The sequence below is a fragment of the Candidatus Marivariicella sp. genome, from assembly GCF_983056325.1.
Genome location: NZ_CEZOWA010000006.1, coordinates 93,265 through 104,647, shown reverse-complemented (window position 1 = coordinate 104,647; position 11,383 = coordinate 93,265). Strand labels below are relative to the sequence as shown.

Here is an 11,383-nt window from a genome sequence, read left to right as displayed (position 1 = left end):
TTTTAGGTCTCAAAAAAGAACAACTTTATCGTCTCAAAAGATACATTACCAATACTGTTATGAACTTTTAAAATGAATAAAATTCAAATATTTGTAACTGGAGGAACTTTTGATAAAACATACAATTCTATAACTGGTAAGTTATTTTTTGAAAAGACCCATATTCCCGAAATGCTTGAGAGAGCAAAGTGTAGACTTGAGTTAACTATCGATCAAATAATGTTAATTGATAGTCTTGAAATGAATGAATCACATCTTAAATTAATTGAAAAAGCATGTTTAAATTGTAAATCTAAATATATAGTAATTACTCACGGAACAGATACGATGACTAATACTGCAAATTATCTAATTAAAGCAAATATCCCTGATAAAGTTATTGTAATCACTGGAGCTATGGTTCCCTATGCGTTTGGAAGCTCGTCAGACGGGTTTTTCAATTTAGGAGGTGCTCTTTCAATGGTTCAAACACTAAAAAAAGGGGTTTACATTAGTATGCATGGACAAACATTTGATGGAGATAAGGTCGAAAAGGATATAAAAAATGGCATTTTTAAAGAAAAAAATAAAGGCATCAATTAAATAGAGCCCATGAAATATAAAAAAGAGGATATAATTTCAAAATGGGATACAAAATTATATAATGATGAACATTCATTTGTATACGATTACGGTAAATCACTTATAGAAATACTCAATCCAAAAAAAAATGAAAGAATTTTAGATTTAGGTTGTGGTTCTGGTCAGTTAACATTTAAAATTGATAAATTATCAAAAGAAGCAATCGGAATTGATAAGTCTATTGAAATGATAACTGATGCGAAATTAAGGTTTAAAAAAATCAATTTTCAATTAGTAGATGCAGAGAATTTTAGATTTAAAAAAAAATTTGATTCCATTTTCTCAAATGCAACTTTGCATTGGATTACAAATTATAAGAATGTCATTGAATGTATGTATGAGAATTTGAAAAAAAATGGGAAAATTGTTCTTGAGTTTGGTGGAAAAGACAATGTCAAATTAATAATTGCTCAATTAAGGAACTCTCTTAAAATTAGAGGGTATCTAGATCAATCTAAAATAGTTCCATGGTATTTTCCCTCAATTGAACAATATTCAGCTGAATTAGAATCTTCTGGATTTAAAATTGTAACAGCAAAGTGTTTTGATCGTCCAACCAAACTCACTAATCAAAAAAACGGAATGAAGGATTGGATATCAATGTTTGCTGGAAGTTTTTTCAAAGATGTAAATGATGTACATATAGAAGATATTAAATGTGAGGTTCAAGAAAATTTAAAAGAAAAATGTTTTATTGATGGAAATTGGTATGCTGATTATAAAAGAATTCGTTTTGTGGCTACAAAAAATACTTTTTAAATATTATTAAAAGTTATGTTTAAAAAATTTCGGCTAACATACATCTTGCACTCCCTCCCCCTAATTTCTCAATTGTTTCTAAACTAGAGTGAACTATCCTTGCATAAGTTTCAAATTTATTAATCTGATCCATAGATAACGAATTAAATGCTGAAGTACTCATCACCAGTAAGGGTTGATTTGAGTTTTTGACAAGTAGCATATTTCCAGCAAATTGTTCAATTTGATTTTCAGTAAGTGAAATAATTTCTTTTTTGTCATTTTTTAATTCATTATAAACCATTTCTCTTTCATTGACATCATCTATGGTTTTCAATCCTACGGCTGCAAATTTATCCCCAATGCTCATCATAACATTTGTATGATAAATCTTTAACCTCATATTCTTAACATTCTGAAATGAAGAGAATATAATAGGTTTATATTTCATTTTTTTTGAGAAATCTAGTATTATAGATTTATCTGTTCTGTCAGATAATGAAGCATAAATTTTTTTATTAACTCGATCTAAAACCATACTTCCAGTTCCCTCTAATAATATCTGAGTTTACACCCGATAATTTTAGAGAATTAAACACATTATCAGACCTTGCATCCCTTCTATTTTTAGCAAACATAGGGTAAATAATCACTTTATGCCTATTATGAAAAGAGATCCAATTATTTGGAAATAATGAATCTGGGGTCTCAGGTTTACCATTGTCCTGGTGAACTGTAACTTTTATACCATTGTCAACTAAGCATTTAACTAATTGATCAAATTCAATAAGAGCTAATTTATTTAATGTGTTTATGTCTAAACTGCTGTCAGTTTGATAGTAGTTATTCAATGATGTTTGTTCATTCTTTTTAAAAAGATGAGGGCGAACCATTAAAACATGATTAGTTAATCCATTCATTATTTTCTAATTAATGGTAAGGTGACACATCTAAATAAACCTTCTTGTTTTGCAATTTCTCTAAAAGGTACCTCCTCTACTTTAAATTTATTAATAATAAGCCATTCATTAAGTCTAGTAAAACTAGGATCAGACACAACAGTATTTTTATTTATTGAAAAAATATTACTCATCATATCAAACATTTCTTTAGAATTAATAAAAAAACAATTTTCAGAACCAAAATCATTAATTAATGATATCAATTGATTTTGATTAGAAAATCCTTCTTTATGAATTATTGCAGATGTTTTTCCAATTGGCTGAAAACAACAATCAAGATGTAAAATATTTTTTTTTGGGTCTGTATTAGACTTATTTAATTCTAACAAAATAACTTTTTTTTCCGGAAAATGATTTTGAAGAACCTCTAAACCTTTACTGTTGGTTCTTGCAGTTATGTATTTTGAATAATCATTTTTTACATATGCACCAACGTAAATTTTATCATTATGAAGAACAACGTCTCCACCCTCAATATGAGCATCCTCCGGAAAAGAAATTATACAATCTTCGGGAAATGAACCTATAATAGTTTTAAGGGCATCAATTTCTCTTGACCTGATTGGCAAAATGTTTGATCTAATAAATTTATTTTCTATTACAAATCCAATGTCTCTTGAATAAATTTGATTATAGTTTTTTATTACACCTGGTCTAAACACCTTAATTCCATAGGAGATTAATTTTGAAACAAAATTATCTAGTTCACCTATCATATCAATCTCTGAAGGGTATGTTCCTGAAAGTATGTGAACCCTTGATTTTGGGTCATATACATCATCTAAAGAAGGGATACCTCCACTACTGTTGGCAATACCAACAACAACTGATTCAAGAGCTGATGTCTCGTCTACAATATTTAAAAGCATCATTAAATTTTGAAGCTAAAGTAAAAAAATACAAACAATAAATATAAATATGCTTATAGATGTTTAAAGTAAATAGAGGTTTTTTATATTTGAAAAAAAATTCATGTCCAATATTTTTTCAAGTAATTTCAAAAACCGTAATCGAGATCATTTTGCTTCAATAGTAAAAGTAGCTTTAAGTGATAATGTTATAACAGATGAAGAAAGAAAATTCATCAATAGACTTGGCATTCTATTAGAAATTGAACCCTGCGTGGTAGATGAGATAATATTAAACCCTGACTCTTATCATATAAACCCCCCTGCATCTGAGCAAAAGCGTTTAGAAAGACTTTATGACTTGTCTAGGATTGTTGTTGCAGATAAAATTGCAGATCAAGAAGAAATAAAATTACTCAATAAATTCACAATAGCTCTGGGGTTTCCAATTGAAGATGTAAATTTAATAGTTGAAAAATCAATTAAACTTGTACAATCTGGTGTTGACGAAGACGATTTTATTTCATCTTTAAAGTAACTATTTATAGTATTTTCTGTTTTGATAGAATGATATTGATCCTAAAAAAATAATAAACAAAATTGAATAGTATACAAAGTCTGGAGTTATAATTTTATCACCACTTGCGTAAGAATGAAGTCCTACTAAATAAAAGTTTACACCAAAATATGTCATTAAAATACTTGAGAATGCAACAATACTCATCAAATTAAATAGCCACCTACCATTTAATCCTGGAACCAACCTCATGTGAATTACAAATGCGTATACCATTATTGAAATCAAGGCCCAGGTTTCCTTGGGATCCCATCCCCAATATCTTCCCCAACTTTCATTAGCCCACATACCTCCGAGGAAGTTCCCTATCGTTAACATTATTAAACCTATCGTAATAGATAACTCGTTAATTATACTTAATTCTTTAATTTTAGGTTTGATCTTATTTTTATTTTTATTTGTTGTTATAGTAATTAAAAACAAAGCTACAATTCCAAGTATCATACTTATTGAAAAAGGACCATAACTACCTACAATTACAGCAACATGAATCATAAGCCAATAACTATCTAAGACAGGTTGTAAGTTTGCTATAGCTGGATCCATCCAATTCCAGTGTGCTATCATAAGTATCATTGAGGACACAAATGTTGTAGCTGCAATTGTAAGTGATGATTTTCTACCAAAAATTAAACCGAAAAATAAAGTTGCCCATGAAACATATATCATAGACTCATATGCATCACTCCATGGAGCATGACCAGAAATAAATGCTCTAAAAATTAAACCTAATGAATGAAATGAAAAAAGCACTACAATAACACTTATCATTGCTGTTTCAAGATATTTTAATATTTTATTTTCATTAAAAATTCTCAAAATTAAAATCACGAATAATAAAAGGCCAGCATATATATACCAACTAAATAATTTTTTAAATATATCATATTTATTGTACAAAATTTCTGCATTAACTTTTGAAGAATTTGGAATGACCTCTGAACCATACTTTCGCTGATAACCTTTTAAACTCTCTATAAGTTCATCAGCCTGAGTGAAATCTCCGTTAGACTTTCCTATTCGCATAGATTGGAAATAAAGTGGTAAAACATTATTAACATACAATGAATCTGTTCCACTTATGCTGACATCCTTTAATTCTGGAAATGAAACCCATTTATTAATCGAATCCTTTGGAATAGGGAAAATCCTCAAAACCTTCCCCTCCAAGGCTGAATATAACAGGTTAACTCTTTTATCGAGTTCAATAAAATCTTTTTGAAATTGATTTGGTGTTTGAGATCGATATGCGTTTTCTAATTGACTAGCAATTTTATAATTTCCTTTTTCATCAAAGAAAGATACCAAAGGTGCATATTTTGATTGTTTATCTATTCCAGCGATCATCCTAAGACTATCATTGCCCCTTTTTAAATAAATGATTGGGACATTATACCATACTGAAGGATTATTAACTATCGATAATGATACTTGATCTGATGAAAGTCCTTTGTATGTATCGCTTTTACTTACTTTCCTAAGTAATTCTGAAGAAAAAGTATTAGCTGGTTTCATTCTACCACCTAAATCTTGTATTATTAAACTCCCAAACTTATTTGCCTGAGCGTCTGGAAATGCAGTAACTTGAATTAATGAATCAAAATCAAATTGATGCAATTCAAATTTTTTGGTAAATGAATCTTGGGCACTTAAAATATTAAAAAAGAAAAATAGAAATACAATTGAAAAATTTTTATTCTTAAGTTTTGATAGGCTCATAGATAAATTTTTAAATCGAGTTCTACCAATAAAAAAAATACCACACATAGATAGATATAATAAAATATATCCGATATAAGTGATTAACGTTCCCATAAAATCATTATTGACAGAAAGTATAGTTCCCTTTTCGTCTGGATCAAAAGAAGCTTGGAAAAATCTATATCCTTGGTAATCTAAAATGTTATTCATGTATATGTCGTAATCAAATTTCTTTGAATTGTCTTTAACTGTAACTTTACTCATAAAAGATGAGTAGCTTTTTTCTGTGCCTGGATATTTTTCTGCAATAAAATCATTCAGAGTAATTGAAAAAGGAAGATTTAATGATTGCGAACCGTATGAGATATTAAAATCAAGCCCACCTACTTTTATGCTCTTTGGCTCATTAACAACTCCCTTTCCTCCTATTATTCCTATTTCTTTTGTTTCGCCCATGGAGCTGATTGATAAGAATAATGCATCTTGTTTATTAGTCGAATTATTTTCTGACTTAACAATACCAAAGTTTCCCCTCAATGGTGGATCAGGAATTACAAATTGGAAATTTGGAATTGCATACAGGGATCTAAGTAATAACTCTTGTTCAACATTTTCATTAATCTCCCCTTTGAACTGATCAGACATTCTCATAAATGTTCCAGAAAAAGGGGAATCAATATAGTAAAGACCAGATTCGGATCGAATATTAATAGCACCTTCTACCGAATTATTTAATGTAAAAAGAACATTATGAATACTTGCGATTTCACCTTCCTTTAGAAAATGTTCGTGCCTATTTCCATCATTTGCTTCAACAATCTTTAGATATCTTTCACCTTCAGGATCTAAAACAAGACCCTCCGATACATTTTCCATATACTTGACACGAGTAATTGAAAAATCTTGACCATCAAAATTTTTATTCCATTTTAGATTATTTGAAGTGTGTTGGGAAAATAAAACTTCATCAGTCAGCTTCTTTCTTTGAAGAGTACCATTAATCTCTCCGTCAACCAAAACTGTTAGAAAAGTTTTTTCTGATATCATTTTACTAGTCTGATCTCCTTCCCTAATAGGCATTACTCCTTCAAAACCAAAATAACGTGTTATAAATGCTCCAAAAATAATTAATATAAAAGAAAGATGAAGTAACAACACTATCCATTTATCTCTTTTAAAAAGTCTGTATTTAAAAATATTACCAATGAAATTTAACATTAGTAAGGCAATAATAAGCTCAAACCATCGAGCATTATAGATCCAAATTTTGGCAGCTGTTGTAGAATAAAAGCTTTCTAAAAAAGTGCCAATACCCATTGCAGTTGGAAATGCTATAAACAAAAGAGCCATTAGTTGATTTGAAAACAAATACTTAAAAAATTTCTCTTGCATTATCTTGTAAATTGATACTACAAATATACCCTTTGATACTGAATTTTAAAATAGAATTCCTCTTATAAATATGAAATATTTTATGATTATGAATTTTTTAATTTATTAATTTATTGACAACATTATGTACATTTGAAATTATGTTAAAAATAACGATTATTGGGAATGGAAATGTTGGTACAAAACTTGCAGATAAAATAAATAAACTAAAAGATTTCAATTTACTTGAATGGTATGGAAGAGACTGGCAAGATAAAAAAATTCCAAAAAAAGGAATAAATATTTTGAAAAATCTTAAAAAAGCTGATTTGTATATTTTAGCAGTTTCAGATAATTCAATTAATAAAATTTCTAATTTTATTAATACTGATAATTTTATTATTCATTGTTCAGGAGCAACATCCATAGATATTTTTAATAATTATTCTAGATCAGGAGTTTTGTTTCCAGTACAGACAATATTAAAATCAAACTCTAATCCTTTTAAAGGAACACCGTTTTGTATCGAAGCTAAGAACAATAATGATCTTAATGTTTTAAAAAAACTCGTTTTAGCATTGGGTGGCAATTATGAGTGTTTAAATTCAGAACAAAGAGCTAACATTCACTTATCAGCAGTTTGGGTTAATAATTTTGTTAATCATATGATCCATAAAGGAAGAAAAATATGTCTTAATAACAATATTTCATTTTCTATTTTAGAACCTATAATAAAGAATACGATAAACCAAACACTGAATAATGATCCAAAGGAAATCCAAACTGGCCCAGCAAGAAGATTTGATTACGAAACATTAAAAATTCATAATAAACTTATCAAAAATTTAAATGATAAAAAACTTTACAATACAATAACAGAATCAATTCAGGTTAGCTATGATAGAAGAAAATTACAAAAAGAGATTAAATAATATAACCACTTTCATTTTTGATGTTGATGGGGTTTTAACAGATGGAAAACTTTTGATTTCACCAAATGGTGAAATGTTACGTTTAATGAATGCCAAAGATGGCTTTGCCATAAAATTTGCTATAGATAATCAATATAAAGTCATAATCATTTCTGGAGGAACTGATGAGTCTGTAAAAAATCGATTAAAATCGCTTGGGATTACTGATATTTATTTTGATTCACACAACAAAGAAAAATCCTATGAACATATATTGGATAAATATAGCTTGTCTCCAAATGAAATTCTTTATATGGGAGATGACTTACCTGATATCCCAGTCATGAATAGTGTTGGAATAGGAACCTGTCCTCAGGATGCAGCAGTGGATGTCAAAAAAATTGCAGATTATATATCTCATAAAGATGGAGGGATGGGATGTGTCCGAGAAATAATTGAGCAAGTTCTAAGGGTTCAGAATAAATGGACGTATTTAGATAAATTCAAAGAATAATATGATTGAAAAAGAGATAATACTTGCATCTAAATCACCAAGAAGAAAAGAATTTTTTAAACTATTTAATTTCCCTTTTTCAATTAAAACTTTTGATGTGGAGGAAAAGTTTCCAAAACACTTAAAAGGTTTTGAAATTCCAAGATATATTGCTCGACTAAAAGCAGAACCTTTCAGAAAAATTATAAAAAAAAATCAAATTGTAATAACAGCGGACACTATTGTTTGGCACAATGATAATTTTCTTGGAAAACCGTTGACTGCTGATGATGCAAGAGAAATGTTAAGCACTTTATCTGATAGTACCCATAAAGTAATTACAGCCGTAGGTTTTTTAACTCAATCCGATTTTCATTGTATTGATGTAACTACAGAGGTGACCTTTCAAAAGTTAAGTTTGTCGGTTATAGAAGATTACATATTGAATGAAAACCCATATGACAAAGCTGGTTCGTACGCAATTCAAGAATCTATAGGTTTAATGAATGTCTCAAGAATTAATGGAAGCTACACAAATATTGTTGGTCTACCCGTTTATGAAGTTTTAAATGAAATTGAAAAAATTAAAAACTAAAATACTAACTTTAAATCTGTTTAAATAGAATGAAATCATGAAAATCAAAACTTCATTTACCTTTATTGTTTTAGTATTGATCACTTTAAATTTAAAATCTCAAAGTAGTTCTGAAATATATTCTAAAATTCAAAAACTTAACGTTTTAGGAAGTCTACTTCATATAGGTGCTCATCCTGATGATGAAAATACAAGTCTTATTTCTTATTTCTCCAATAAACACCATATTGAAACAACCTATCTCTCAATAACAAGAGGTGACGGAGGTCAAAACAGAATTGGAACCGAACTAAGAGATGCACTAGGTTTAATTAGAACACATGAATTATTAGCTGCAAGAAAAATTGATGGTGCTAATCAGCTTTTTACTACTGCAAATGATTTTGGTTTCTCTAAAAATCCAAATGAAACACTAAATATTTGGGATAAAAATGAATTAATGAGTCAAATAGTAAAACATATAAGAACAATTAGACCTGATATAATTGTTAATAGATTTGACCACAGAACAGCAGGAACCACCCACGGTCATCATACCTCTTCTGCCCTTCTAAGTTACGATGCATTTGATTTGTCCTCCGATAATACTTCTTTTCCAGAACATTTAGATAATTTATCTATTTGGAGTCCAAAAAGACTATTTCTTAATGTTTCATGGTTTTTTTATGGAAGTCAGGAGAATTTTAGTAATGTTGACAAAGGTCAGTTCCTGAATTTTGATTATGGAGAGTTAAATACGTTAACTGGGGTAACATATGATGAGATTTCATCAAAAAGCAGAAGTCAGCATAAATCACAAGGCTTTGGAAGATCCCCAAGCCCAGGCGGACCAAAATGGAACTATCTTGAGCTTATAAAGGGAAATCCTATCATATCAAATGATCCTTTTGAAGGAATTGATATCAGTTGGAATAGATTGGAAAATGGCAATAAGGTTGAGACACTAATAGATACATTGCTAAACAATTTTGATTTTAAAAAACCACAAAAAAACGTGTCGTCATTAATTCAAATTTATCAAGCTATTGAAAATGTAGAGGATGGATATTGGAAAAGAAAGAAAATTGAAGAAGTTAAAAACGTTATATCTCACTGTTTAGGTTTAGAAATTCAACTCAACAGTAAAAATGAATTGGGTATACCCAATTCATCTGAAGAATTTAATTTAAAATTTGTTAATCCATCAAAATCAAATGTTCAATTAAACAGCATTATTATTAATGATACCAAATTTAATATTGGCAAAAATTTATCTGATAATGAACTGTTTGAAAAACAAATAAAAATATTAATTGGAGATAAAATATCAACACCATATTGGCTTTTAAGAGATGGTGATATTGGAATGTATCAAGTTGACGAAAATAAACTAAAAGGATTACCTGAAACTCCTCGTGCAGTATCTGCAAGTGTAAATATTGAAATTAATAAAACAAGATTTTCATTGTTAGTTAATGCTAACTATCGTTTTAATGATCCTGTTAAAGGAGAAGTAGTTACTCCTTTTACTATTGTACCTAAAATAACGGTTAATTTAGATCAACCCGATTATATTTTTCCAGATGATAAGGAAAAACAAATTTCAGTATCTGCAACCACCTATAAAGATAATTTTAAAGGAATTTTAAGGCTCTCTATTCCTGAGGGATGGAGTGTGAAACCAGAACAATATATTTTAGATATTAAAAATAAAAATGAAGAAAAAAATTATTCATTTAAGGTCAAACCCAATGAAAAAAATACCTCAGGATTTGTAATACCCGAGGTTAAGTCGGAAGGTAAAATATATAATAAACAACTTGTTAAAATCGACTACCCTCACATACCCAAACAATTCATAGTTAAAACTAGCTCCTCCAAATTATTAAAGATTAATTTAAAAAATAATATAACAAGAGTTGGCTATATTATGGGAGCTGGAGATAAAATACCTGAAAGTTTAGAAAATATTAATATTAACGTAGTTAAAATAGATCCAACTAATATTTCAATTGAAAATTTAAATAAATTTCCAACAGTAATAGTTGGAATAAGGGCTTTTAATGTTTTAGAAGAGTTGCGTTTTAAAAACAAAATTTTGTGGAATTATGCGAAAAATGGAGGGACTTTAATTATTCAATACAATACCAGTAGAGGTCTAAAAACTAAGGATATCACTCCATTTAAATTAGAAATATCACGAGACAGGGTGACAGATGAAAACTCGAATATTAAAATTATTAATAAATCACATTCAATATTAAATTATCCAAATTCAATAAGTCAGTTTGATTTTAATAATTGGGTTCAGGAAAGAGGATTGTATTTTCCAAATAATTGGGGAAACGAATTTGAAGCCTTATTAGAGATGAATGACATTAATGAAACAAAAAAAAGAGGAAGCTTGCTAGTTTCAGATTTTGGTGATGGTAAAATAATTTATACTGGATTAAGTTTTTTTAGAGAACTGCCTGCCGGAGTTCCAGGTGCCTATCGATTATTTGTTAATTTAATTAATTATGGGCATGAATAAGATAAAAAAAAATTTATATACCTTATTGATACTAATAAACATTCTTTACTGGTT

11 protein-coding genes are annotated in these 11,383 nt (G+C 28.8%); 7 read left to right on the top strand and 4 right to left on the bottom strand.

Translation table 11 applies throughout. From position 1 onward, the window contains the following. The first annotated feature begins 72 nt into the window (after window positions 1-72). Together AC3ATN_RS03260 and AC3ATN_RS03255 are read left to right on the top strand one after the other, a co-directional pair. Complete coding sequence (locus AC3ATN_RS03260) at window positions 73-582, top strand: asparaginase domain-containing protein (RefSeq protein WP_487531802.1); 510 nt, start codon at window positions 73-75, stop codon at window positions 580-582. 9 nt (window positions 583-591) lie between these two features. After that, window positions 592-1,380: a class I SAM-dependent methyltransferase gene (locus AC3ATN_RS03255; protein ID WP_487531801.1), complete on the top strand. Its 789-nt coding sequence runs from the start codon at window positions 592-594 to the stop codon at window positions 1,378-1,380. A gap of 19 nt (window positions 1,381-1,399) precedes the next feature. Here AC3ATN_RS03255 and AC3ATN_RS03250 read toward each other — a convergent pair whose 3' ends face one another. The 3 genes from AC3ATN_RS03250 to AC3ATN_RS03240 are packed head-to-tail and all read right to left on the bottom strand — an operon-like array spanning window position 1,400 to window position 3,193. Beyond that, window positions 1,400-1,897, bottom strand: coding sequence for an arginine deiminase-related protein (locus AC3ATN_RS03250; protein WP_487531800.1), 498 nt, complete (start codon window positions 1,895-1,897; stop codon window positions 1,400-1,402). After that, on the bottom strand, window positions 1,878-2,279 hold the full coding sequence (locus AC3ATN_RS03245; protein ID WP_487531799.1) for an arginine deiminase-related protein: 402 nt from the start codon (window positions 2,277-2,279) through the stop codon (window positions 1,878-1,880). The genes AC3ATN_RS03250 and AC3ATN_RS03245 overlap by 20 nt, the downstream gene beginning before the upstream one ends. Beyond that, on the bottom strand, window positions 2,279-3,193 hold the full coding sequence (locus AC3ATN_RS03240) for a dimethylarginine dimethylaminohydrolase family protein (RefSeq protein WP_487531798.1): 915 nt from the start codon (window positions 3,191-3,193) through the stop codon (window positions 2,279-2,281). The genes AC3ATN_RS03245 and AC3ATN_RS03240 overlap by 1 nt, the downstream gene beginning before the upstream one ends. 100 nt (window positions 3,194-3,293) lie before the next feature. Here AC3ATN_RS03240 and AC3ATN_RS03235 point away from each other — a divergent pair, with 100 nt between their 5' ends. After that, complete coding sequence (locus tag AC3ATN_RS03235; RefSeq protein WP_487531797.1) at window positions 3,294-3,707, top strand: TerB family tellurite resistance protein; 414 nt, start codon at window positions 3,294-3,296, stop codon at window positions 3,705-3,707. Here AC3ATN_RS03235 and AC3ATN_RS03230 read toward each other — a convergent pair whose 3' ends face one another. Then, on the bottom strand, window positions 3,708-6,839 hold the full coding sequence (locus AC3ATN_RS03230; protein ID WP_487531796.1) for a cytochrome c biogenesis protein: 3,132 nt from the start codon (window positions 6,837-6,839) through the stop codon (window positions 3,708-3,710). A 140-nt stretch (window positions 6,840-6,979) separates the two neighbouring features. Here AC3ATN_RS03230 and AC3ATN_RS03225 point away from each other — a divergent pair, with 140 nt between their 5' ends. Genes AC3ATN_RS03225 through AC3ATN_RS03210 form a run of 4 tightly spaced genes read left to right on the top strand, consistent with a single transcriptional unit; the run spans window position 6,980 to window position 11,329 of the window. Next, the gene (locus tag AC3ATN_RS03225; protein ID WP_487531795.1) at window positions 6,980-7,750 is read left to right on the top strand and encodes a Rossmann-like and DUF2520 domain-containing protein; all 771 of its coding nucleotides are present in this window, start codon (window positions 6,980-6,982) and stop codon (window positions 7,748-7,750) included. Further along, on the top strand, window positions 7,716-8,243 hold the full coding sequence (locus AC3ATN_RS03220) for a KdsC family phosphatase (protein WP_487531794.1): 528 nt from the start codon (window positions 7,716-7,718) through the stop codon (window positions 8,241-8,243). The genes AC3ATN_RS03225 and AC3ATN_RS03220 overlap by 35 nt, the downstream gene beginning before the upstream one ends. Before the next feature lies 1 nt (window position 8,244). Beyond that, window positions 8,245-8,817 (top strand): Maf family nucleotide pyrophosphatase, encoded by a 573-nt coding sequence (locus tag AC3ATN_RS03215; RefSeq protein ID WP_487531793.1) that lies wholly within the window; start codon window positions 8,245-8,247, stop codon window positions 8,815-8,817. Window positions 8,818-8,854: 37 nt separating this feature from the next. Then, window positions 8,855-11,329 carry a PIG-L family deacetylase gene (locus AC3ATN_RS03210; RefSeq protein WP_487531792.1) on the top strand — a complete coding sequence of 825 codons (2,475 nt, stop codon included), beginning with the start codon at window positions 8,855-8,857 and terminating at the stop codon, window positions 11,327-11,329. Window positions 11,330-11,383 lie beyond the last annotated feature (54 nt).